Origin of the sequence: Xanthocytophaga agilis, from assembly GCF_030068605.1 — a bacterium.
GTDB lineage: Bacteria > Bacteroidota > Bacteroidia > Cytophagales > 172606-1 > Xanthocytophaga > Xanthocytophaga agilis.
The window spans coordinates 520,598-544,188 of record NZ_JASJOU010000004.1 but is presented as its reverse complement, the minus strand read 5'-3'; the positions used below and the strand labels follow the sequence as shown (position 1 = coordinate 544,188).

Annotated in this window: 24 protein-coding genes; 8 read left to right on the top strand and 16 right to left on the bottom strand. The window is 38.8% G+C overall.

The features are described 5' to 3' along the window. Positions 1-303 precede the first annotated feature (303 nt). Both QNI22_RS15530 and QNI22_RS15525 read left to right on the top strand, forming a co-directional pair. The gene (locus QNI22_RS15530; RefSeq protein ID WP_314511934.1) at positions 304-2,310 is read left to right on the top strand and encodes a PAS domain-containing protein; all 2,007 of its coding nucleotides are present in this window, start codon (positions 304-306) and stop codon (positions 2,308-2,310) included. A 769-nt stretch (positions 2,311-3,079) separates the two neighbouring features. Then, on the top strand, positions 3,080-4,138 hold the full coding sequence (locus tag QNI22_RS15525) for a cellulase family glycosylhydrolase (RefSeq protein ID WP_314511932.1): 1,059 nt from the start codon (positions 3,080-3,082) through the stop codon (positions 4,136-4,138). 394 nt (positions 4,139-4,532) lie between these two features. Here QNI22_RS15525 and QNI22_RS15520 read toward each other — a convergent pair whose 3' ends face one another. The 5 genes from QNI22_RS15520 to QNI22_RS15500 form a co-directional block, all read right to left on the bottom strand. Beyond that, entirely contained in the window at positions 4,533-5,360 is an 828-nt protein-coding gene (locus QNI22_RS15520; RefSeq protein WP_314511930.1) for a phytanoyl-CoA dioxygenase family protein, read from the bottom strand. Between the two features lie 213 nt (positions 5,361-5,573). Beyond that, on the bottom strand, positions 5,574-5,807 hold the full coding sequence (locus QNI22_RS15515) for a hypothetical protein (RefSeq protein WP_314511928.1): 234 nt from the start codon (positions 5,805-5,807) through the stop codon (positions 5,574-5,576). A gap of 755 nt (positions 5,808-6,562) precedes the next feature. Beyond that, positions 6,563-6,967, bottom strand: coding sequence for a nuclear transport factor 2 family protein (locus QNI22_RS15510; protein ID WP_314511927.1), 405 nt, complete (start codon positions 6,965-6,967; stop codon positions 6,563-6,565). 158 nt (positions 6,968-7,125) lie between these two features. Further along, positions 7,126-8,265, bottom strand: coding sequence for an epoxide hydrolase family protein (locus QNI22_RS15505; RefSeq protein ID WP_314511925.1), 1,140 nt, complete (start codon positions 8,263-8,265; stop codon positions 7,126-7,128). 23 nt (positions 8,266-8,288) lie between these two features. Beyond that, a complete protein-coding gene (locus QNI22_RS15500) occupies positions 8,289-8,741 on the bottom strand; it encodes a MarR family winged helix-turn-helix transcriptional regulator (RefSeq protein WP_314511922.1) in 453 nt (150 codons plus the stop codon). A 630-nt stretch (positions 8,742-9,371) separates the two neighbouring features. Here QNI22_RS15500 and QNI22_RS15495 point away from each other — a divergent pair. From QNI22_RS15495 to QNI22_RS15485, 3 genes are all read left to right on the top strand, one after another. Further along, positions 9,372-9,719 (top strand): hypothetical protein, encoded by a 348-nt coding sequence (locus tag QNI22_RS15495; RefSeq protein WP_314511920.1) that lies wholly within the window; start codon positions 9,372-9,374, stop codon positions 9,717-9,719. Between the two features lie 35 nt (positions 9,720-9,754). After that, on the top strand, positions 9,755-10,330 hold the full coding sequence (locus tag QNI22_RS15490; protein ID WP_314511918.1) for a Crp/Fnr family transcriptional regulator: 576 nt from the start codon (positions 9,755-9,757) through the stop codon (positions 10,328-10,330). Between the two features lie 600 nt (positions 10,331-10,930). Next, positions 10,931-11,122 carry a cold-shock protein gene (locus tag QNI22_RS15485; RefSeq protein WP_313977861.1) on the top strand — a complete coding sequence of 64 codons (192 nt, stop codon included), beginning with the start codon at positions 10,931-10,933 and terminating at the stop codon, positions 11,120-11,122. Between the two features lie 613 nt (positions 11,123-11,735). Here the strand turns inward: QNI22_RS15485 and QNI22_RS15480 are convergent. The 11 genes from QNI22_RS15480 to QNI22_RS15430 all read right to left on the bottom strand — a co-directional run bounded on the left by QNI22_RS15480 (position 11,736) and on the right by QNI22_RS15430 (position 21,228). Beyond that, entirely contained in the window at positions 11,736-12,293 is a 558-nt protein-coding gene (locus tag QNI22_RS15480) for a DUF922 domain-containing protein (protein WP_314511915.1), read from the bottom strand. A gap of 10 nt (positions 12,294-12,303) precedes the next feature. After that, positions 12,304-13,284 (bottom strand): RHS repeat domain-containing protein, encoded by a 981-nt coding sequence (locus tag QNI22_RS15475; RefSeq protein WP_314511914.1) that lies wholly within the window; start codon positions 13,282-13,284, stop codon positions 12,304-12,306. A 325-nt stretch (positions 13,285-13,609) separates the two neighbouring features. Further along, on the bottom strand, positions 13,610-14,272 hold the full coding sequence (locus QNI22_RS15470; RefSeq protein WP_314511912.1) for a hypothetical protein: 663 nt from the start codon (positions 14,270-14,272) through the stop codon (positions 13,610-13,612). Positions 14,273-14,373: 101 nt separating this feature from the next. Next, entirely contained in the window at positions 14,374-14,862 is a 489-nt protein-coding gene (locus QNI22_RS15465) for a hypothetical protein (protein ID WP_314511909.1), read from the bottom strand. Between the two features lie 699 nt (positions 14,863-15,561). Continuing rightward, entirely contained in the window at positions 15,562-15,942 is a 381-nt protein-coding gene (locus QNI22_RS15460; protein ID WP_314511907.1) for an RHS repeat domain-containing protein, read from the bottom strand. A gap of 224 nt (positions 15,943-16,166) precedes the next feature. Beyond that, positions 16,167-16,649 (bottom strand): Imm9 family immunity protein, encoded by a 483-nt coding sequence (gene imm9, locus QNI22_RS15455; RefSeq protein WP_314511904.1) that lies wholly within the window; start codon positions 16,647-16,649, stop codon positions 16,167-16,169. A gap of 1 nt (position 16,650) precedes the next feature. After that, positions 16,651-17,592 carry an RHS repeat domain-containing protein gene (locus QNI22_RS15450; protein WP_314511902.1) on the bottom strand — a complete coding sequence of 314 codons (942 nt, stop codon included), beginning with the start codon at positions 17,590-17,592 and terminating at the stop codon, positions 16,651-16,653. Between the two features lie 106 nt (positions 17,593-17,698). Then, positions 17,699-18,373 (bottom strand): hypothetical protein, encoded by a 675-nt coding sequence (locus QNI22_RS15445; protein ID WP_314511900.1) that lies wholly within the window; start codon positions 18,371-18,373, stop codon positions 17,699-17,701. Beyond that, positions 18,374-19,135, bottom strand: coding sequence for a hypothetical protein (locus QNI22_RS15440; protein ID WP_314511898.1), 762 nt, complete (start codon positions 19,133-19,135; stop codon positions 18,374-18,376). A 38-nt stretch (positions 19,136-19,173) separates the two neighbouring features. Continuing rightward, positions 19,174-19,359: a hypothetical protein gene (locus QNI22_RS15435; RefSeq protein WP_314511896.1), complete on the bottom strand. Its 186-nt coding sequence runs from the start codon at positions 19,357-19,359 to the stop codon at positions 19,174-19,176. Positions 19,360-20,271: 912 nt separating this feature from the next. Then, on the bottom strand, positions 20,272-21,228 hold the full coding sequence (locus tag QNI22_RS15430) for an IS5 family transposase (RefSeq protein WP_314511894.1): 957 nt from the start codon (positions 21,226-21,228) through the stop codon (positions 20,272-20,274). 416 nt (positions 21,229-21,644) lie between these two features. Between QNI22_RS15430 and QNI22_RS15425 the strand changes: the two genes are divergently transcribed. From QNI22_RS15425 to QNI22_RS15415, 3 genes are all read left to right on the top strand, one after another. Continuing rightward, complete coding sequence (locus QNI22_RS15425) at positions 21,645-22,412, top strand: SDR family oxidoreductase (RefSeq protein WP_314511893.1); 768 nt, start codon at positions 21,645-21,647, stop codon at positions 22,410-22,412. A 62-nt stretch (positions 22,413-22,474) separates the two neighbouring features. Further along, positions 22,475-23,017 carry an MFS transporter gene (locus tag QNI22_RS15420; protein ID WP_314511892.1) on the top strand — a complete coding sequence of 181 codons (543 nt, stop codon included), beginning with the start codon at positions 22,475-22,477 and terminating at the stop codon, positions 23,015-23,017. 144 nt (positions 23,018-23,161) lie between these two features. Further along, on the top strand, positions 23,162-23,437 hold the full coding sequence (locus QNI22_RS15415) for an MFS transporter (RefSeq protein WP_314511891.1): 276 nt from the start codon (positions 23,162-23,164) through the stop codon (positions 23,435-23,437). Positions 23,438-23,591 lie beyond the last annotated feature (154 nt).

Genomic DNA, 23,591 nt, shown 5'->3' with positions numbered 1-23,591 from the left:
ATGCTTTTGTTTGTACTATTCCAGAATGAAATGAGTAATTGGTACATAGCAAAATCTTATACATTTTTCACCAGATTGGCCTGAATTTCCATCCAGCAACTCCTTAGAATGAAATAACTAAAAATATACTTGAATTTATGAAAACTGTTGACTAACTATAGATTACGTCTTAGAACACAACGTATTTTATACCCAGCTTTAATAGTATACATTATCTCATCTTCCAGCTAAAATATAAGAAGGTCTGTCATAAACTCAAACTCAATCAGCGTTACTCACAAGTTATTACATTAACGCATATTTATGAGAAACTTCCTCTTTGTTCCTGATAAGGAAAAAGACTTCCAGAGCTATATGGTATATGTACTAGCCATTATCTGGACACTGGTAACAGGGATGATAGTTTGTATAGGTTTTTTCTATTTTCCTGATTTATCACCACGTTGGCTAACACTACTTTCTACTTCATTAGCTGTAGCAGCTTTTAACCTTATTATAAACCATTTAGGCTATACACGCCTGGCGAGTTGGTCACTTAGCCTTATGCTATGGTTATATGTCACCATTCCTTGTTATTCAGCAGGAGGAATTATGGCACCCGGTATTATATCGCAAATGAGTGTCATTCTTACTGCCGGATTCTTGCTTGGCTGGCGGGGTGGACTAGCAATTGGCTTGCTCACAATCGGAACAGACTTTTTGCTAGCCTATCTGGAAGTAATAGGCTTATTGCCCGTTGCCACTGTCAAGCATACCCCGATAAGTCGTTGGATTAGCAATATCATTCCTTTTGGAACTATTCTCGCTCTACAATATTATTCTACCAATCATCTGCGTACCAGCTTACTTGCCTTACAACTGGAAATAAAAAAACGTGAAAAGGCAGAAGTACTTAAAGATGAAATACTGTATGATCTGAAAGAACGTGTAAAAGAACTGAAAACACTCTATGAGGTAAGTCGCATCTTGCAGGATGAAGATGCAACAACTGAAAAGCTATTTCGCCAGATAGTTCAAATACTGCCATTGGGCTGGCAATATCCAACAAAGACAGCAGCTCGTGTATGTGTGGATACAATATCCTATACTACAGATAACTATATCCCCTGCGAATTCTATCAAATGGCGGAGATGACAACAGCAAAAGGCACAAAAATCAGTATTGAAATTGTATATCTGCAATCTATGCCTGAAAGAGATGAGGGCCCATTTCTGGAAGAAGAACGCAGTTTGATCAATATGCTGGTCGAAATGCTTAAAGTTGACCTGGAACGCAGAGAACGTAGTGCGGAATTGAAGGCTTATAAGTATGCATTGGATACTGCCGCTATCGTAAGTATATCAGGGGTGGATGCTGAACTCACGTTTGTAAACGAAAACTTTTGTAAAGCCACCCAATATGCTCCGGAAGAATTGATGGGTAAACATCATAGTTTTATCTGGTCAGATAATTACCCAACTGACTATTTTACAGAAATGCAAAAGGCTATGCAGGATGGCAAACCCTATAGGGGAGAATTTTGCAATAAGACAAAAGATAATACTTTGTATTGGGTCGATACGACCATTATCCCATTTTTAGATGAAAACGGAAAGATCTATCAATATCTGTCTATTAACTATGATATAACCGAAAGAAGAGAAGCAGAAGAAAAGATTAAACAAAGCGAACAGTTAATCCGAAAAATCACCAGCCAGGTTCCAGGGAATACTTATATGTTTGAGATAGAAGAAAGCGGACAGTTCAAAGTGCTTTTTATGAATCGTGGGACTGATATATTCAATCATACGTTCGATTTTGAAGATGTCTCAAAGCAGCCTGAAAAGTTAATAGAAGCACTATATGTGGATGATAAAGCAAAATTTAGTCAAGCGCTGAAAGAGGCTTATCGAACACAAACTATTATTAGCATCCAGTATAGAATGGTTGTAGGAGAACATACACGATGGCGCTGGCTACAAGCAATTCCGGAAAAAAATAAGGATGGAAAAATCATATGGTATGGCGCAACTGCAGATATCACTCCTCTGGTTGATTATATTGCATCCATTGAGCAGTTTATCTTTGATCTTAGCCATGTAATTCGCAGGCCTATTGCATCGATAATGGGTTTGACCAGACTAATTATAGATAATGAACTTGGCGAAACGGAGCTTAAAGAAATCTCTCAAAAACTCCATGTTATCTCTGAAGAGATGGACAAATTTATTCGTGAGCTGAATTGCGATTATCTTCAAAAAAGGCAAAATACCACACTCAACATTGACATTTCTTCATTTATTGATAAAAGAAGTTCTTTATTCAATTGATCTAGTTGTAGCTATTGCAGTTCTATTTCAGGAAATCAATGAGACTACAGTAGTGCATATCCGCATCGAGTTGAGCAATCCCATCTATAAAAGCAAAAGTCAGACTTGATCACCTGACTTTACAACTATATAGAAGGAGTTCAATCGCTCCCCTGGAAACATAGCCTGTATGCTGTTTTTAGCTTCCTACAGAAATAGAATCATCGTCCGATAACTTCATTCTGCAATGGGTGTATTTCTATCTGATTGCTGGCTTTCAGAAGAATAACCCTTCCTATAGTAAGGAACATAAACTTCTCCTCAATAATATAATGTATTAGGGAAAATCAGGCAGATACCATGAGAATGTCTGATAGGTAAAGCTTTCGTCCCAATCGCCATAATCACTCGATAATGAGTTGTACTTACTCACTAATCCTGAGACACTGGTTTGGTAAACAGCCAGAAAGGGATCTGTAGTTTCCCGTACAATACCGTCGGCACAAAATTGCTTTTCAGAGTAGCTGTTATACTGACATTAGCTCCATCCATACTCAAATAAGTAAGTTCCTTAAAAGGCTCCTCACTTATAGTAAATCTGATTTTGTATTTTCTACAAACTAAACCTGTATACCCATTTCCCCCTATAGATATAAAGAAATACCCCCTCAACAAGAATGGTATAGTTATAAATTTGCCTGAAATATTTATAAAACAAACGAATTATGTTCCATAAAGGATGTCATATTTCGCTATTCACTTTTTACCATTCACCTTAAAATAAAAAGATATGTTTACAAAATCTCTTATTTTTTGCAGTCGCCTGTTTATGTACAGCCTGTCTTTCTGTTGTCTGCTCCTAGTGGCAAGTTGCTCTCCAGTATCAGATAAAGATACTATTCCTCAACCCTTATCAAATAAATCAACCAGAACAGTAGCTGCAGGCATCTCAGGTCTTAACTGGGCAGATGGACGCGATAACTTTGTGGATGGATGGGTTATCCCTTCCGGATTGACTTCGGGTGATAGTTATAGTGTAGTGGCAGCCAAAACAGAAGCTATTCTCAATGGATTTTCTGCAAACGTATCAGGAGTAAACACCATACGTATTCCCATCAATCCCCCTTCCGTTATCAACAGTTCGGTTTGGTGGGGACGGTATAAAGGTGTGATCGATAAAGCGACAAGTAAAGGATGGAAAGTCATCATCGCATGCTGGGAAGGAGCTTCCTCAAAAGATGGAAAAATCGATAATACAACTGATTTCTGGAGTATGTGGAATACAATAACCAATGATTATAAAGCAAACGGAAATGTATTTTTTGAGCCTTTTAACGAACCCCATGGCTATACGTTGAGCCAGTTAACAGCCATTTATGCAGATTTTCTTTCCAGATATCCGACAGTTCCCAAAGGAAGAATCATTTTGGACGGTCAGGGCTATTCAGAAGATGTAAAAGGTGTAGGAGCAGATACCCGTTTCAATGGGTGTTTGCTTGGGTTACACAACTATGCTTTCTGGAGCACCCGTTCGGCCAGTGGCTGGCAAACAGACTGGCGTAACCGGATAGGTAGCTACGGATCACGTACAGTAATTACTGAGTTTGGAGCTACCATGAACTCAGGAAAAGACTATCAAAACGGCAATCAATCTGACAATGAGATTGCCTACATTGTTGCTACAAGTGATGTTTGTAGAAATGATGGTATTGCCAGTGTGTATTGGCCAGGCTTAAGAGATGGGGATTCGTATAGCCTTCTAACTCGTGGAGGTAGTGGAACTAACATAACCATAAGCACAGTAAGTCCTTCCGGTGTATTCCGATTGCGCTATGGCTGGGGATTATAAGCTTTCTAAAAGATACGTATACATATATGAGCCATCCTCATTTAGCCCGTCCGTAAGGTCGGGCATTTTTATTGGCGTGGCAAAGCAACAGCTAGAAAAAGCTATAAGCCTTCTACAAAGAAGTTTATAAGGCTTTTTATCTCAGATAAGAGTCCAATTAGAAAACTCCTTTGGAGCATTTTATCAGGTGTCTAAGTCCATACTACCAACACAAGAAAGTCTAACACCCATTGCAAATGGAGAAAGAAAAGGAAAGAGTAAACCCCAGGAAATGCTTAGGAAGTATTTTATTACAACAGTATTTGCAAGAGTACTATTAGACACATCCTGCAATCAGGCCAACAAAACAGCAGACAGCGTCTAACCTGCCGATTATGCTGGCAGTAAGCAAAGATCATCTCAAGATCTTATTGGCAAAGCGGTGGTAAAAAGGAGTTTTGCTAGATTCATCTTTAGGTTTATAATCTCCTGTAATGATAGGAATGTACATCACTCTACGCCGGCTCTTCTCTCCGAAATGAGGTGAAATGTGCACTCTGTGCCAGATTCTGCCATCATGTACCGTCAGATCCCCTGCATCTACATTCAAGCCTGCTTCCTTAGGATCAGGATTGTGATCAATAAAGTACTTTTTGGAAAACAACAGCTTTAACATCCCCTGCTTATGGGTTCCAGGCAAGACCCGCAAGCCTCCGTTTTCAAACGAACAATCATCCAGGTGAATGCCCACATTCAGCATCGGCATGATACGCTGACCCATAAACAGATCTCTGGGACTATCGGTATGCCATCCCATCTGTGAAAAATTGCTATTGGGTGTACGAACATAATGATTGACCACCAACCCATCTTTTTCATTTTCCCCTATGCGTCCTTCATACGGATAGAGCAATTCGATCAGAGATTGCAGGCGTGAATCCTGTAAGAACTCTCTGAGTACATCACTGTACAAAGAGGTGAATGCCAGGCGTTGGATCATACGGTTTCCATTCTGATCCTGCCCAAATTTTAAGGGGATACCGTTTATCTTCTCAATCTTCTGATCGAGCCACTTTTTCTCAATGGCATGAATCTCTCTCAGAAACAAATTGACTGTGTCTCTGCTGATAAAGTTTTTAAACTGAATGATACCATTTTTATGAAAGAAACTCTTCTGACTTTCGGTCAGTGAGTTTTCGAGTACAAATACCGGGCTATCAAGAAGGCATGCTGTAGTTTTCACAAGCTAAAAATTAGAGGTAAGTATATAGAGGTTCCTTATTCAACAGGAACGGTTTCATTGATGTAGCAGATTTGCAGTTGTAAGCAGTATGAATATCTTTTTTACTATCCGTATGCTGGCCATTTAATTTTTCCTGAAATACGATTTTTGTGCTAATAGCCATCAATAATGATAGGCTGTTGTCAGTATGTATATAAGGAGGTTGGTACATGTTTATTTGTACCTTTGTTTGTCCTTAATGATAGAAAAAAGACCCATCAGGAACAGACCCAATCCAACGGTAGCACCTATTCCGCGAAGCATGTCAAACTGATTATAAATCATCTGAATGGGAATAAACTGGTGACTGATTGAATAAGCGAGAAGCATAAGACCTCCCACAATCATAACCGCACATGCCATTCGATACTGCATTGATAAACCCGGTTTGTTTAGTACCTTTTTCATTTTCTATTGACGTTTTTATTCCGATAAGTTGTTTTATCTGATCTTTAGTAACTTTCTAAGAACTCAAACACATCAGTCGTTGAGTTCCCTACATGCACAATCAACTAATCACACAAGAGAAGAATGGAACAGGTAGATTCTACCAACGGGTAAGCATATGTTTGCGCATTGCACGCAATGGTAAATCCTACATCATAGGGCTTCATAATTTTTAAGATCTTGCTTTAGAGTGTGTATCCAAAAGACAGCCAGGCATACCTGGATAATGGAGTTAGATCTACTGTCCTACGTTCATGAAAATAGCCCCTTAGAGGTAATGGAACAGAGTATACTCCGTAGAGAAGATTATCCACGATCGAAAGAAAAGAATTTCCAGGATATTTCTCTTCTGAAAACAAGTAATGGCCATAGCGATTGAAGGATCTTGCTCAATAAGTATAGTCTGATACGATTCAACCGTTCTGATTGCAGAGAGTTGATTGCTGATCATTTGGCTACTAAATCTCTATACTTATGGGAGCCTTTGGTACAAAGAAAGTACAGAAAGCTTAAAACGAGCTTAAAAAAATCTTAAAAAAGGATTAAAATTTCCAAAAAGGATTGCAGAATAGTTGGCAAATCAACCAGGCTTTTCTGAATATATCTCGTGTATCTTTAGCCTGTTGCCCAGCCTTACCCAAAACAATTCTGATAAAGTACCACAAGCCCATTAGCACTAAATCTTTGTTTTTCACCAGTCATCATTCAGAATTGGATTAACTACCAAAGGGTTCGAAGCAATCGTAGTTACGCTGACGAATGATCTTTCCATCCATAAACTCAAAAAACTGAGCAAAATAGGCCTTCATCTCTCCCCCTACTGGAATGCTGCCTAATGGAATAGTGAGAACACCAGTCCATACAACTTCAATAATTACAGTGTTGCCATATGCATAGGAGTGCAACACTTCATATTTTTCTTTCTGCAATACCTTCAATCCCCTGTCAGAAGCAGCCTTCAGTTCCTTCAGATCTCGCTTGGTCAGGTTTTTGGTTAGGGTGTTGGGATATTCAATCTGACTAGCATCCGGATGATAAAACAGTTCGATTTCATCGGATGACGTACGGTTTTCCAATACGGTTAAAAAGGCTGATACAATAGCTTGAAGATCTGTTTGCATAAAGATAGTTCGTTTCGGACCTGTTTTTTACAGATAAGGGGTTGAGACAAAGTTTTCAGAGAAGTTGTGTTGATATAGTGAATTAACCAGCCAACTTGTATGGGGATAATTTCTATGGTAGCAAGTAGCTCAGCAGATTACTTTACTCTGTTAAGAAACTATGTACTCAGACTTACAAAAAATTTACGAATGTCCCGTACTAATTCCTCTGGCACTTCCCATTCCGGAAAGTGGCCTCCTGATTCCATAATTGTCCATTGCTGGACATTATAGAAACGTTCTGCCCACCTGCGTGGAGCTGGCACCGTGATCCCATCACGTAATGGCATCGCGATAGCAGTAGGCACTTCTACACGTCCGGACATTCCCGGATCGCGGCCTGCTTCATGATAAAGGCGGATAGCGCCTGCCCCTCCCAAAGCAAACCAGTGCAAACTCAGATTATCTACAAGTTTCTCCCGACCAAAATGTGTGTTCGGATCTGATCCACAGTCCCCCCATCGCTGGAACTTTTCAATAATCCAGCTGGCCAGACCTGCAGGGGAATCAGCCAGTGCAGGCAGTAGTGTCTCGGGACGAAGAGCCTGCAAACGGGCATATGCCGTTTCCCGTTGTGCCCAGACTTCCACTTGTTTCTGATAAGCTTTTTCTTCTTCATCCAGATCAACAGGCAACGGGTTCAGAAAAGGTGTAATACCACTACGATGTATCCCTATCAGGCGTTCGGGGTATTTCAAACCTATCTGCTGCTGTACTAATGCCCCCTGATCAGAGCCTCGAACAGCAAAACGTTTATATCCCAATATCTCGACCATTAAGTAAACCACAAGATCTGCAATCCTGGCAAAGCTCATCCCGTGTTCTGTCGGTAATTCTGAAAAAGCATACCCTGGCATACTAACAGCAATCACATCAAAATGGATTGCAGCATCACCAGCCTGATTGGTTAATAAAGGAATAAAATCCAGCACCTGTATAAAACTGCTCGGCCACCCCTGCATCAACAGAAGAGGGATCGCATTAGGGCGGTTTGCTTCTGCATGGATAAAGTGAATTTTGACACCCTCTATATCTGCAAGGAAATGAGCAAACGTGTTCATCCATTCTTCCCGTTGTCGCCAGTTATACTCTTTAGCCCAGTAATGGAGCAATTCCCGAAGATAGGCAGGATCTGTTCCCTCCTGCCAGCCGGTCCCATTGACCAGATTGGGCAGACGGGTATGGGTGAGCCGCTGATGCAGATCCTGAATTTCTGAATCCGGAATCTGAATCCGAAAGGGTGTAAGAGTTGATTTCATCGATAGTAGTGTACTGCTTTCTATTAGCTATTGATAGAAGAGGGAGAAGGCTCAACCAATGTATTTAGTAGACTTAGTGCATTTTTTACAACTTCTTTGTCTGTACTGGAAAAACGTTCTGCGATTAAACCGGCTAACCATTCCTCTCGTTCCTTTCGGGATTGTTGTACTTTCAGCTTACCTTTCATAGTAAGAGAGACCAATGTTTTTCTGCCGTCACTAGCAGAAGGTTTCCGGGCTATATAGTCCAGGCTCTCAAGCTGGTTAAAAACCTGAGATATATATTGTGAGGAGATGTTGAGCAGGGTACATAACTCAGAAGGTAAGAGTTCCTCCTGCTGTGTGAGTTGATACATGATATTCTGGGCAGCAACAGAAAGTTGTTCTTCATTACTGATATGTTTCTGCATCTGCCTGTACAAAACTACTATTAACTCACGCAAATCATGCGCAAGATGCTTGTCTGTCTTTGTCATTTTACCAAAGTGTTTTTTGCAAAGTTAACTTTGATAAATTCAGATACAAGTTCTGCTTGTACTTTTTATTTTACCCTATTAATCAACCATCTAAAATAGTTACAGTGCAAAATTCAGTTATTTATCAGGTGCGGGCTTTGTTTAAACGATACCAAAATATTACGAATACCAACAGGTATTTGCTAACAAAGCCTGTTGGTATTCGCTGCTTCTTTCTAAAGACGCAACCAAAGCCGATTGCAAGCTCCATTTTTGCAAGCTCCATTTTTGCAAGCTCCATTTTTATCGGTACAGGAACTGATCTGTCTTTCTAACTTCTTCAACCAGAATTTCTACAACCAGAACCTTTTCAGGTAATCTGGTTCTGAGTCAGTCCACACAGACACTATGCACAAACAGTAGAGAGCTTTCTTTTTTAAAATCTTCAACTAGTTAAACTTTTTTCAGCCAATTGCTTTCGACCTTTGTTACAGGGAAAACATGGAAGCTGATACCACATACCCAAGAATATTCTAGCAAAGTGTATTCTATCAAACAAGTGTACTAATTCTGATGGAATAATCCGAAACTTTCGGACAACCAGTTCTTTTGTTTTGCCCCTTATTTCTATAATCCTTAATCTTAAACACGATGAAACTACCCGATTTTGAACAGGTAAACGGCCCTGTGCTTATGCTGAACATGTTAAAATTTAGAGACAAAGCCCATTACATTGAAACATATATTCCGGCTTTCAATGAAGTGGTCTCTCAACTTGGTATTGAAGGTATTAAAGTAACACTGATGAGCGAAGTTATTAGTAACATCATTGCTTCAGAACATGACGATTGGGATGCGATTCTCCTGGTAGAGTACCCAACCGCCAAAGCATTTAAAACAATTGCTGAAAGTGAAGCCTACCACACAATAGCAGGGCCACAACGGGAGGCCGCACTGACAGATTTAAAACTGTTTATGACGCAGAAAACTGCTTTGTAATACCTGAAATTACCTGCTAATACCTAATTTGCGCCATGCACGAACTAATCCTGGCCAACTTTGCTATGCATATTGAGCTTTCTGAACAGGAAGAGGAAAAAACGCTTGCCCTGATGCAGCAGAAAAAGGTAGCCAAACGCACCTTTCTGCTGCGGTCAGGCGAGATCAACCGTAACATTTATTTTGTTAAACAAGGCTGTCTGCGCATATTTTACACAGACAAAGAGGGAGAGGAACATACCATTTGTTTCTATCCTGAAAATTGGTGGGCCTGTGATATTGTCAGCTTTTTTAAAGAAAAGCCTGCACTCAACTCAATCCAGGTATTGGAAGATAGTCATGTATATTGCTTATCACTGCCCTGCCTGGAACAGCTGTTTGAAACAGTTCCAAAATTCGAACGCTTTTTTCGCATTCTTACACAAAACGGATTTGATTTATATCAGCAACGCATTACGTCTAATCTATCCAGAACAGCGGAAGAACGATACCTGGAATTTCGTGCTCATTATCCTGGTCTGGAGCAACGCATTGCCCAAAAACATATTGCCAGCTACCTGGGTATCACTGCCGCTTTTTTAAGTATGATGCGAAAGGCTAAAAAACTATAAGTCACCAACAACAGTTTCAAGTACATATCAGCACATTAGTATACAGAAAAAGGTATGACTTTTTTAAAATATACTCCTTTGATTCTTTTTTAAGTTAGCTAGCCCAGGTTCAACCCCCATGCCTCTACTTTATTATATCATACTCCTTCATTATTATAAAGCAGCAAGACAATAACTACCTGTATGCCTTCCTTCACCTTGTTTGTAAGAAGATTCTAACAGGCTATAGTTAAGCACTCTATTCATTAGTACATTTATTTTACTCTTATAAAGAATAAAACAATAACTTCGACCTTTATCCTTTATAAGGTCAAACTCATACTTTTATCCCTTCTAAGCGTGTTTGTCACTATGTTTATCCAAACAGATCTAGAGTCATGATTGGGAATACTGGGAGCTTGACTCAGATCAGGACAAAGGGGTTGGGGATATTCCTGAAGGCTGAAGATGTATTAATCATTAACTCACTTATTTGCAAAAAGCAGGTACTGCAACAGGAGATAGTTCAATTTATACACCTGATTATGATATATATTACATTAGATTTTGTCTTTTCAATGAATACATATATCTTTATGACACATCTAAACAACTAATTTAATGCCACAAGGTACAGTAAAATTCTTTAATGAAACGAAAGGATTCGGCTTCATTAAATCAGATAGTTCGAATGAAGATATCTTTGTTCATGTTTCAGGTTTGATTGATGAGATCAAAGAGAACGATAAGGTTACTTTTGAAGTAGAGAAGGGAAAGAAGGGTCTTAACGCAGTTAACGTTCAACTGGTTTAACATATCTGAGAAAATCTATACTATTCCAGAAAACAGAAGTCTCTTTTACAGAGGCTTTTGTTTTTTATAGACATTGATTCCAGCCAAGACTGTTAAGGTATGATTTCATAAGAAAATCAGCTAGCGCATACTAGTTTTATTACTAATAAATAGTATCTACGCGATCAGAAACATAACTGGAAAGTAGAATTGAGCAAATAGAACCAGAAATAACATGGGTCCCAAGTGGACTTCATTTTACTATATAAAGACCTGATTTACAGATACATTCCAAAAGCGAGTAACTGATCGAGTAACCTATGTAAAGATAACTAAAATCAGGCATTTTTAAAGGATAACTATCATTTGCGATTTTAAGTAAATTAATCGTTTTATACCCCCATTTTTAGGCCCACCTCAGTTTTTCTTGTACAATAGAAAGTTGAACATAGGCGATCTCTAGAGGTATTGATGTAGCTTAGGTGATTTATTCTGGTAGATTAAATATTATTCGAGAAAGCTATCTACAGAAACAGGTTTGGACATAAATGTTCAAACCTGTTTAGCTTACATACATTCTGAAAACTGTCAACTTTAAATATGTATTATATTCAATTCAAGGCTTGCCACCCATTCAAATACTCTTGGCAAAATTATGTAACCGTTTTAGTTCAAAGGATATTTTCTGTATCCATCTTTTTTGTTCCACCATGTCAGTTCCATGACTGGTTTCTCTATCATAAGCAATCTCATCTTTTGAATATTTCTCTAATAATACTTGAATATTATTTGCATAAATATTAAAGTCCTCTGTAGATTTCTTATGTAAAGAATCAATTGTTTGCCTTATCTTTCGGGCATACAACTCTGCGATGTCAAAATGTCCTTGTTCATGTCTTAATAAGCTTTCTGAAACTGTATCTAAAGTCCAGGACTGTTTCTTAAGAAAATAACATCCTACTATAAAATCAGGAAAGCCAACTGATCTTTTTCCTCCTTTCACATAAATACTGGAAGCACAAGCTGCTTTTTCAAATAGAGCCTGAGGGTTAGGTGGTTCCTTAAAGTCAACCCATCGGAGCTTTTCAGTAGGATTCCATAAAATAGAGTCTACTTCTGCTTCCTTTTGCATCTGTGCAAACAAATTAGTACAAAGGATATAAAAGATAATAGTTAAATACACTTTTCTCATACTTCTGAAGTTATTTCGGATTTCGTATCTCAAAACTAACAGTAGGTTTAGTACCTCGTAAGACATTTCCTGGACCATAAATTAATTGTGTCTTGCTAATTCCTTTTTGTTTTATAAGAAAGTTATACACAGCCCTTGCTCTTGCTGTTAATACTTGCTTCGCAGTTGAAGGATTTCCATTTAGTGTAGCCGATCGCTCCATTGCTATCTTGCCATGACCATACAGATCAGGATTTGGATCCTGGTTTCCGTCAGAGAGTGCTATCCCATTTCCTGCAATAAGCACCTTAACATTAGGGTGATTTATTAATAGATTTACTAAATCATCTAATTTTTTTGAAACTACCTCATCCGGATCAGCAAATTGGCCAGTATTAGGTTTGAAATTGATTCTTTCATCAAATGAGTATTTTGTTCCAGGCTCAATCTCTGCATCTTTATATATAACCTTTGAAGGTTCATTTGGAGTATTATCATCATCATCACCTTCTCCATCATTAGAAGTAGGAAGTGAAATAATATTAACCGCTAGAATTATCTGTTTAGTCTCTGGAAGTTTTGTCTTTATCTTCTTTACTTCTTTTATCTTTTTCCTAAATGGGAAGTCTTTGCTATTTCCTGTTGCAGTAATATAGGTCTGATTATCTTTCCCTTTTCCTGCATCACGCTTAGCTCTCCTTTGTTCTCGTTTCCACTTTCTTTCTCTTCTTCTTTCTGCTCTTTTTGATTTGCCATTATCTTCAGCTTCTTCTCCTGCTAAACCTGTTGGATCAGAATAAGTTATGGGATTATTATAAGAATAGACGTATGGACTAAGCATCGTAAAGAAGTTACTTAAAAGATCTATTTGATGAAACCTTCCAAGTTGAGGATCATAACTCCTGAAGAAGGTCTCAACCCAATTTAGATTGAATTCATCTTGTTTTTCCTGACCTAAAAACTGAAACTTATGATTGGGATTCCCTTGTGTTTCAATGCCAGCCAGATTCAATCCCCACGGATTCCCGCTGAAAAAGCCGGATAAACTTCATGATTCTCCTGAACAATCAGATCTCTTCGTACTTGCTCTCAAAGTTATCAAAATACACCTGACCATCACTTGCACAACTATTTAACTGTAGGTATATAAAACCAAACCCTTACTTTAACAAGTAAGGGTTTAGTTAGAAAATAATTTAAGGTTTTAATATAGAGGTGAAGTATTGGATTTATATTGTATCAATGCTGTCATTTCAAATCATCAATCGATTTGATCTATTCAAGTTCTCCTCTTTTACCGAAGTTTGAGATGATCATATTAACTAAAATCATATTATCTATTGCTGACAATTGTGCTCCTCACCTTGAAAGAAATTCCACCAAAAGATATTATGAATATAATTCCCCTTTTTAATAGTATAGCATTTTTTCTTTGTTTTAACAATAACGTTACCTTCTTTAAGCTCACTTACTGTTTTAACTTCTCCATTTGCTAATGTAATATAAGTTTGGTAAGTATTGGTAGGTTTATATCCTTTGAGGATGCCTTCTACTGTAGGAGAAGGACTAAGTTTTAAATTAAACTTTGAATAATTTGCCTCTGTAACTTTTTTGAGTGTAAAGATCTTTACACTCAAAAGTTGAAAATCTTTGCTATTAGGATTACCTTCATATACCAAGGTCAAAGTTCTGTTTGGAAAGATATATTCATACGAATACATTTCGTCTTCCTCATCCAGCTTCGTGACCCTTACCCAATAATCCTTTACTCTTTTGTAAGTACAAACAGTTTTCTTATCCTTTGTATAGCAAAGAGTTAATATGCGTTGATCTGATCCAACATTCTTTATCTGATAGTAGGGATACTGATTTTTCTCACTTTCCAGTAACGGTATTGTTCCTCTGAGAGTAAAATAATCAATGTCTTTATAAAATAATTGGCTTTCCACTTGAGAATACAAAGGAAAAGCCAACAGGATTGAGAATAGAAAATTTATCATAATTCTAGCTGGCCTGCTCATAAGTCCTTACCACATTGGTTACTACCTAGATTACCCATACGGCATGATATTAGAGGTGAATTAATTAATCATTTCTAATATCAAGGAAAACTACTATCAATCAGTAATGACCAATGTGGTTTTAAGTATTGCAACTTTATTGTTTTATCTTCAAATACTATTTTTTCTTTACACATATTGAAAGCATATGATATTATGGGATAATAGCTTGATTTATCAAGAGTTAAATATACTTCATCAAATTCATTCGTTTGGTTACAGAAGTTTTTTTCAAGGCTAATTTGTCTAAGCCCAAGCTCTTCCATTTTTTCTGTAACAAAATCATCACACATTCCTTTTGGAGATTTTCTATCCTTTTTATTACAATTATCAAAATAAATCCTGTTTCTATTATTCCGATATTTGTCCATATAATTGGATTTTAGATATACATATAATTCATCTATTTTTTTCTCATTTCTGAGAAAATCATTTTTATAATCGTTCTCTGATTTAGTGCAAGCAGAAAATACAATGCTTATAAGTATAATAAAACATAAAGTCTTTATCTGATTAGTTTCCAGTTTCATAATGGATGTAATGATATTTTTTTAAGCGTGCCTTTTTTAAGCGTTAAAGTTTTAAAATGCAGAGTAATGTTCATTTTGATTGAAATCTATTAATTTAACTATACTATGCTGAACTATAGTCACTACTGCTAAAAAACTTTGACTATTCACTTCTTTAGAGTATGCTTTTTGCTTTCCCTTGATTATTGCACTTTGTTCCTATGGTTCATCATCCCTACCGTGTATTAACGAGCCGGCTTCTGCAAGATTTTGTGGACCAAAAAGCACTCCCCAGTATCTTAGAACCATTCCCCATAGATAATTACCCACTGCATTCGGGTTATAGGTAGTACCATTAATTTCAATTAGATCTCCTCTATTAAAGTTCTCAAATAACCTATAAAGAGTATTTTTATAATCTAATGGTCTCCCAACTGATTCATTGAAAGTCTCTATTTCTGCAGAACCTCCTCCATCTGCTAATCTATATACAGCATGGCCAAGAATATATGCTAAATCATCAAGAGATAATGTCTGAATTCCAGTGAAAGCACCTATTCGATCGTCTCCATCATCTCTTCCTCTTAATGTTCTAAGACTATGAGCGGTATACTTTCGACCATTAACATAGAAAGGAATGTTCCTTTGATTATCATCAGGTACAAATCTATTTACTTCTTCTTTTTCTAAAAAAGCTTGCTGATTATTTTTAATACTAAATCAGTAAGTATTTTTGGGATCATTTTGTTGTCTTTTCCGCTCCTCCTGTTCTTTTTTCTCTTGATCAAAGGCATCATTCATGCTATTCCACGAATCAGTACTACGCACCCACATTCCATCTGGATCAATAAACATGATTGGATTATTAAACACGTAGTTATAGGGCGACCATCTGCGTCCCCGTTCTGCCATCGGATCAATCGCACTCCATCTACCCAGCTGTGGGTTATACATCCTTGCCCCATAATCTATCCAATCCAGTCCAAACTCTTCCTGCTTTTCCTTCCCATTGTACTGAAACTTATCATTTGGATTTCCCTGCGTCTCGATACCAGCCAAATTCAATCCCCATGGATCATAATGATTCTCCTGTACTATCAAAGGCGGCTCTTGATTCACTTGCAGATCATCAAAATAAGTCGCTACTCTGGCAGAAGAATTGACAACGCTTACTTCGACTGTCTGCTCTTCTTTAGGTTGATAGACCAGCTCTAACTGCTCCCAGTTACCTATAGCTGATATTGCTTTAGATAAAATCTTCTTCTATTAGACAAAGCCCCTGCCTATGATGGCAAGGGCCTATAATTAGTTATATAGAATACATGTTACGTTGGGCTGTTTATATTTTTTATCTTTACTTTTGTACCAGCAATGGTTATTCCATCAGAGAATGCAAAAAGAATTCCTTTCTCTATACAACTTACAGCATGTTCAAGAAGTGACTTTGATTCATAAAAATCTACATCTACTCCAGTATAATACTTTTCGATTCCCTCAGGATGAACTACTGTTGTGAATTGTGATTGCTCGATTCCCCATTCTATTACTTCTTTTGGTGGAATAGGTATATGTATAAAGATTTCCTTTCGCTTATCTTGAATATAAGGCTTCGTGCTTTTAAAAACTTTTATATTATCACTTTTTGTGTAATTACACCATATCTCTAATTCCCAATCCATTAGTTTTTCATCCTTAATCATTTGAGAGATATTTTCCAGATATTGTTTAAAATGTTCTCTAACCTTGATTGTATCTAAATTGTGAGATAGATTAATAATTGTTGTAGTGTTTGTAAGTTTAATTTTCATATTAATCAGGATGATATCGTTTATCTTTCTCTTTATTTAATGGTAGTGGGTTTCCATTTTTTCTTCCTTCTTTTACGAGCTTTGCTTCTCTTTCTACTGCTTTTCCAGAAGTAGTCCAGCCAAGATCCTCAATTATTGAACCTACTGCATCTTTATATCCTTCTTTCTTTGCCTTTCTTACACTAGTATGCATTCTTCTATTTGTATTAGAAGTTACCATAATATCTTCTGCTTTTGCTTTTCCAATCTTTAATGGTGGTCCTCCTTCAAATTCATCTACTCTAAAGATTACAAAGTTACCTTCAGCATCTTTAGCATTTTTGTGTAGAGCTTTTTTTGTTGATTGTACAATCCCATTGGCTATTGTTGACTTAGCTCCTGTCTTTGCCAGCATCAAACCTCCGCTGGTTACAGAACCACTCGTACCTCCAGAAGTCAAAAGAGCTGCAGTATTGCCAACGTCAAGCAAATCAGAGCCCATATTGGCCAAACTTTGCCCTATACTATTTTCTTGCCTGTTCTGGAAGCGAATTGTCCCAGTATCATCTCTATATGCTCGTACAGAACCTTTAGAAAAATTTCCTTCTGATATATTTGCAATAGTTCCAATTGCATCACCTATCCCTACTAAAGCTGTAACTGCTAGATCTTTTACGGTACTCTCAATGAATCCTGCAACACTTAATTCAGGACAATCTCCATCAGGACAACGTCCATCGGGATCGGTTCGTAATACTGGATTATCATACACATAATGATAAGTTGACCAGGATTCCTGTGTTTCAGTCATCGGATCTGGTACATGCCACCTGCCTAGTTGCGCATCATACATTCTGGCTCCATAATCGCTCCAGTTCAAGCCAAACTCTTCCTGCTTTTCTTTTCCGTTGTACTGAAACTCATGATTGGGATTACCCTGCGTTTCAATACCCACCAGATTCATTCCCGAGGGTTATAATTTAGTTTTCTTATTTTCAGGGAGCTTACTGATAATTTATTAGTGATGTTTGAGATAAGTCAAACTTTAACACAAAATATAAATTTGAGATTTACTTATGTAATGGTGTTATATTTCGTCTTTTTACTTCAAGTATTTGCCAATTAAAGGGTGAATTCGTTAACGGGTAGCTCTTTCTCTTTTGAATATAGGATAATCCATTTTTTTGAAATACCTCAAACCACTTGAAATACAAGATATCAATCTCTTTCAGTTTCTTTTCTTGTAAGCCTGACTTAGACTTTAGTATTTCAAAATCAACTATTTCGATTGTATCTTCTCCTAAAACCCGACGGCCAGAAGTTTTATAAAAAGCCATTAAGTCATAGATTCCATATTTATCATCACTATCTGGAGAGATAAGTATCCCAAGAAATCCCGGATGCCATTCTGACTTAATTAGTCTATCTTCTTGACTGGTGGCGATCAGCCATATCCAGAAATATGCCTTTAACTTTAGTGAAGTATATGGATTTGTAGCAGGGGGATAACTCATAGCATCATTATAACTTAGATTAATGTCCCCGACTTCATACCACCCATCTGTGGTAAAATCATATTCGTTTCTGACAAACCCCATTAGTCGTTGAAGTGCTTCCTGTTTTCCAAGTTTAAGCAATACTTCAATAGAGTCAGTTTGTAAAACAGACTTAACGACAATTCTATCTTGGGCATTTAAAACTATACTAATAAAAATTAATGCGAGTACCAATGATATTTTTCTCATTTAATCTCCTGTTACTTTTTGTCTAATCTTCTCAAATTCTGCATTATTAACAACTTTAAAACCAGAAGCTTTTTTTCCGTTTCTTTCAACATTATAATTGCCGTCACTACCACTTACTACTGTATGTGGGCTTCTCTTACGTATGACAGAGTATTTGTCCTTTTGATAATTCGTTTTTGTGCCCGGCTTTGTAGGTCCAGGATTTTTCTCAGTTCCTCCTTTAGAATTGACTGTATTACCATCTGTATATATTTCAAAGTGATCGAAAGTACCTTTACGCTCTGGATTGTTGCCTGTATACTCATATGTACCTACATCACCCTCTTGAGGACTTTCTCCATTGGTTAAAGGCGTATAATTATCATCGCCAAGCTGCGTAGTCGGTTCCACAAAATCCCCTGCCTGCCCATTGGTAGGGTTATTAGATCCATCTGCTACTGCCAGCAGGCGATTGCTCTGATTGGCTCCTGTTTCATAGCTATAGGTCAGATTGTCAACCAAGCCAAATCCTGTTGCCTTGCCGGATGTATTAAAGGCAATTGCACCATACCGCTCCAGATGGGTGATGTTCCCGTTTTTATCATACTCCATATTTTGCAGGGAATACAATTCATTCGTGGTTGCGGTACTGGTATAGTCAGCTCCCTTCAAGCGGTTGAGGGCATCATAACTATACACATACTGACGGGATACTTTGTCAAAGCTGCTCATCCATTTCTGAGAAGCAATGTTACCATTGTACTGCCTTTTAGTGGATGCCACTTCTACGCTGCATCTGCGTATACTCGTTGCCTATTCGCTTAGCCTGCTGGCAAAGCTGCTTTACGAGTGGTTACTTCACTCATTGAGCCGTCTACCACCGACAAACGCGGTTCGATCTCTCCCAACTCGGATTCATACAGAATCACGGCGGTAGTACCAAACTGAGCCTTCCGTTGCTGTAAGGTGAACAACCGATAATCAGCACGTACCTTCCGGTTTTCCATTTCGGTTTTGGTTGCACTTTCAGGAAGGGCTGCGATAATCGAAATCAGCGATTCTACCTCTGCTTCGGCTGCTGCCAGATCAGCATCAATAGTAGACGCTCTGTCAGCTGCATTATCTTTACTACGCGTCAGGGAGATCTGACGGAATTCCAGATTGCCTTTGATGTCTGACAGCTCATCAAGGACTCTGTCACAATCGGCTCGTGAGGTTAATAGGGCTCACTTAGTGCCATAGTTTTAAAAAGGGTTAGTTGAAAAAAATGGTTAAAAAATAGATGAAAAAGTATCCGGATGCAGAAAAATAGACAGGATAAAAAGTTTCGGTTGCGTTGTCTTTTTCTGACCGGATGAGTGATACAAAGATCGGGATTTGGACAATATGAAACTGACCATAGTTCGGATGATCCGATCTATGGTCAGAGCAAAGATGGTAGATTACCTACTTTCAGGGATTGCATGGATTGGGAAAATGACGAAACTTGTGGCTGACTCATATTTTTGATAAACTAGCCATATCTTTATACACTCACTCATCCACCATGCCTTTTCAATCGGTCACCCCTGCACATCCCCTACTACGGATACTCTTTAACATAGTTAGTAAAGGCATACTCATTTTTATTCTATGGATGACTCTAATTTGGAATTCCTCCTATGTACATCTCCCGATATAAATGACGGCCTACAATTTAATGACAGTAGGACTGGACTATGACAAATACTATGGCTTCTTTGAGAGTTGTGATCACTATTCACATAAAAGTGATAGTCATAGATGGCTAGTATATATGTATCCATTCGACCAAGTACAGGTAGTAGGCCGGATGGATACTGTTAAACAGCTATTGCTATGCTGCCGCTATAAATAATATTGCCCTGAACTGCCCTCTTAGAGGCTGTCTTAAAATAGTTTTATAATCTTTTTAACATTAGATCGATAGCCGCAATGTAAATGAAATTTTCGCTGCTTTGGGTTGTCTTTTCATAGTCCTTATTGAGTCGTCTGTGAAAAGATAACCAGGCAAAAGTTCTTTCTACTACCCAGCGTCTAGGCAAAACTACAAAGCCCGATTGATTTTCATTTCGCTTAACCACCTGCCAGTGCCAATTCCAAACGTGTTTAACCCATTGGACCAGTTCATTTCCCTGATAACCTCCGTCAACCCAAACCAGTTTGATTCTTCGACACAGATTGGAAAGCCGTTTTGATGATTTGATCTTTTCAAGCAGTAGTTGAGCCCCTGCCTTTTCACTTGTATGTGCTCCTACCACAATGACAGCCAGTAATAAACCGACTGTATCCACGAGAATAAACCGTTTTCTGCCTTTTACCTTTTTGCCTGCATCATAACCTCTCTCCTCTCCGCCTATCTGGGTAGTTTTTACCGAACAGCTATCTAAACAGGCAGCAGAAGGTCTTTCTTTCCGCTTTTTCACCTTTTTTCTCACTTTCTTGACCAAGGCCACCTGGATCTTTTGCCAGATGCCTTCCCGGCTCCAACGCCAGAAATAGCCATATACGGTTTTGAAACAAGGATACTCTTTGGGCAACATAGCCCACAACATAGCCCAACTGCAGCCACTACGTAACACATATAAGATTCCATTGATGATCAAGCGAAGATCGCTGGTTGGACGACCCACTTTACCTGTTTGACCCACTTTACCTGTTTGTTTTTTAGGTAGTAAAGGTTCAAGATTTTTCCAGGCTTTTTCACTTAAATCACTACAATATACCTTCTGTCCACTTACTTTCTGTTTGACTATTTGAGTGGATGCTTTCGATAAATCTGCCGACTTTGTGTCTGTGTTTTTTGATTGTGTTTTTTTGGTCGATTTCTTTTTTTGTTTTTTCTTTGATGAAGGCATTGGCTAGTTGTTTTTTTGGAGTTTGGTCACGACAAAAATTCAACTTTTTTCAATGCCTTTTTTTGTTTCTACCTATTTTAAGACAGCTTCTAAGAAAGTATTGTAAAAAAATAGCCTTTAGTTTCATAGCAACAACTACCAGCCTTTAGTATACGTTTCATCCAGCCTTGCACAAAAATCCTGATAGGTGGTCCAATGCAGTTTGACATTTGTCACAAACAGATGCCCGGCACATCTGAAAGACAATAAGGAGAGGAATGGGCATAGCATCAGAAACTCGTTCCATAGCGGTAAATTTCTATCCGTTCAACCTGCCAGCCTGAATTTATTGATATTTGTCACAGTAGTTTTTAGATAAATGTCCTCTTTCTCATAAACGAAATACGCCAATTTTGTGCTATAACAGATAACGAAAAATGAAGTTAAAAAACAAAGTTGCCGTCGTTACAGGAGGTAATAGCGGCATAGGGTTTGGCATAGCCGAAGCTTTAAAGAATGAAGGTGCCATTGGAGCGATTACTGGAAGGAACCAGGTTACGCTTGACAACGCGGTAAAAGAACTGGGTGAAGGTTTTATCGGCATCAAAGGTGATGTTACCAACCTGGACGACCTTGAAAATGTGTATAAGGTAACTGCAGGAAAGTTTGGTAAGATTGATACGTTGGTAGTCAATGCAGGCGGTATCGTTGACGGCCAGCCGATGATGAGCATCAGCGATGTAACTGAACAGAATTATGACCTGTACATGAATTTGAACCTGAAAAGCACCTACTTTTCAGTAAAAAAAGCATTGCCATACCTGAATGACGGCGCGTCGATTATTCTGATCGGCTCAACCGCGGCACACCGCGCAGCACCCGGCATGACTATTTATGCCGCTGCCAAAGCGGCTGTTATCTCTCTGGCCAAAGGTCTGTCGCTTGACCTGTTATCAAGAAGGATCAGGGTGAACACGCTCTCACCCGGTTCGATCGAGACACCAGTATTCGGTAAGATCGTTCCTGAAGAAAATCTGGCTGGTCTTAAACAGATGTGGGTAAATATTATACCTGTAGGAAGAATGGGATCACCGGCGGATATGGGTAAAGCGGCAGCTTTCCTAGCCTCGGATGATTCGGAATTCATCGTTGGCACGGAACTGATCTCCGACGGCGGTATGACAAACATCAGCCTAATGAAATGATAAAACTACGGGTGGCAGTCAATGCCACCCGTTCTTAGTTAAAGCATTATGGGAAACAAAAAATGGTGAACGTTGAGTCCGGCCCTTTATGGAACGCGGTTTTCGCTTTATCGCTTGCAGTATCCGCTCTGATCATATCGGAGTTCTTACCGGTAAGCCTTTTGACACCCATTGCACGGGAACTGGATATTGCCGAAGGGATGGCTGGACAAACCATATCTATCACTGCCTTGGTGGCCATGGCAGCCAGTTTGATAACCCCGACTGTTTCTGGCCGGTTTAACCGGCGAAATGTATTGCTCATGCTCGGATTTCTGCAGGTGATCGCCAACTTGATGGTAGGCTGTGCACACAGCTATGCAATGCTGTTAAGCGGCCGAGTCATCCTTGGCATCGGGTTGGGCGGATTCTGGAGTTTGTGTGTGGCTACTGTGATGTGCCTGGTACCGCCAGGCTCATTGCCAAAGGCATTATCCGTTGTTTTCGGAGCAGTGTCCGTTGCCACTGTTATAGCTGCACCGCTCAGCAGTTTGCTTGAGAACATCATTGGCTGGCGCAATGTCTTTTTTGCGGCCGCTAGCCTGGGTGCCACGGCGCTGCTGTAGCAGGCCTTCACAATCCCCTCAATGAAACGATCAAAACTCGCGGCACCAGGTACGATTGTTTCGATTTTGAAACGTCCGGGAATGTAGACTGGGTTTCTGGCTGTCATACTTGTTTTTGCTGGCTACGGCATCTTTTTTACCTATTTGCGTCCGTTCCTCGAAACGTTCACCGGGATCAGCAGCCACCAGTTATTCTTTGTCCTGCTGGGCTTTAGTCTTGCCAACCTTGTAGGAACCACCTTAGGGCACTTTCCTTTGGAAAAAGATATCTACAAAAGTCTTACCTGGTCTTCATTTCTCATGGGGAGTATTGTTGGCCTGGTTGTAGTTTTTGGGCATCATCATATTATTGCTGTTTCCTTCCTGATCACCCTGTGGGGATTTGTTTTCGGTATTGTTCAGATCAGGTGGAACATGTAGATTACACGGGTGCTTTCGGATGAAGCCGAAAGCGGAGGCGGGGGCTCTGGTGGCCACTATCCAAATTGGGATCATGAGCGGAGCTGCGGCAGGTGGTTATTTCTATGACAGTTTTGGCGGGCAGGTCAATTATATAGTTGGAAGTTTTGTTACG

Coding starts and splice junctions, on each gene's coding strand:
- QNI22_RS15530 (WP_314511934.1), top strand. CDS start 304: ATGAGAAACTTCCTCTTTGTTCCTGATAAGGAAAAAGACTTCCAGAGC.
- QNI22_RS15525 (WP_314511932.1), top strand. CDS start 3,080: ATGTTTACAAAATCTCTTATTTTTTGCAGTCGCCTGTTTATGTACAGC.
- QNI22_RS15515 (WP_314511928.1), bottom strand. CDS start 5,807: ATGAAAAAGGTACTAAACAAACCGGGTTTATCAATGCAGTATCGAATG.
- QNI22_RS15510 (WP_314511927.1), bottom strand. CDS start 6,967: ATGCAAACAGATCTTCAAGCTATTGTATCAGCCTTTTTAACCGTATTG.
- QNI22_RS15505 (WP_314511925.1), bottom strand. CDS start 8,265: ATGAAATCAACTCTTACACCCTTTCGGATTCAGATTCCGGATTCAGAA.
- QNI22_RS15500 (WP_314511922.1), bottom strand. CDS start 8,741: ATGACAAAGACAGACAAGCATCTTGCGCATGATTTGCGTGAGTTAATA.
- QNI22_RS15495 (WP_314511920.1), top strand. CDS start 9,372: ATGAAACTACCCGATTTTGAACAGGTAAACGGCCCTGTGCTTATGCTG.
- QNI22_RS15490 (WP_314511918.1), top strand. CDS start 9,755: ATGCACGAACTAATCCTGGCCAACTTTGCTATGCATATTGAGCTTTCT.
- QNI22_RS15485 (WP_313977861.1), top strand. CDS start 10,931: ATGCCACAAGGTACAGTAAAATTCTTTAATGAAACGAAAGGATTCGGC.
- QNI22_RS15480 (WP_314511915.1), bottom strand. CDS start 12,293: ATGAGAAAAGTGTATTTAACTATTATCTTTTATATCCTTTGTACTAAT.
- QNI22_RS15470 (WP_314511912.1), bottom strand. CDS start 14,272: ATGATAAATTTTCTATTCTCAATCCTGTTGGCTTTTCCTTTGTATTCT.
- QNI22_RS15465 (WP_314511909.1), bottom strand. CDS start 14,862: ATGAAACTGGAAACTAATCAGATAAAGACTTTATGTTTTATTATACTT.
- imm9 (WP_314511904.1), bottom strand. CDS start 16,649: ATGAAAATTAAACTTACAAACACTACAACAATTATTAATCTATCTCAC.
- QNI22_RS15450 (WP_314511902.1), bottom strand. CDS start 17,592: ATGAATCTGGTGGGTATTGAAACGCAGGGTAATCCCAATCATGAGTTT.
- QNI22_RS15445 (WP_314511900.1), bottom strand. CDS start 18,373: ATGAGAAAAATATCATTGGTACTCGCATTAATTTTTATTAGTATAGTT.
- QNI22_RS15435 (WP_314511896.1), bottom strand. CDS start 19,359: ATGGAAAACCGGAAGGTACGTGCTGATTATCGGTTGTTCACCTTACAG.
- QNI22_RS15430 (WP_314511894.1), bottom strand. CDS start 21,228: ATGCCTTCATCAAAGAAAAAACAAAAAAAGAAATCGACCAAAAAAACA.
- QNI22_RS15425 (WP_314511893.1), top strand. CDS start 21,645: ATGAAGTTAAAAAACAAAGTTGCCGTCGTTACAGGAGGTAATAGCGGC.
- QNI22_RS15420 (WP_314511892.1), top strand. CDS start 22,475: ATGGTGAACGTTGAGTCCGGCCCTTTATGGAACGCGGTTTTCGCTTTA.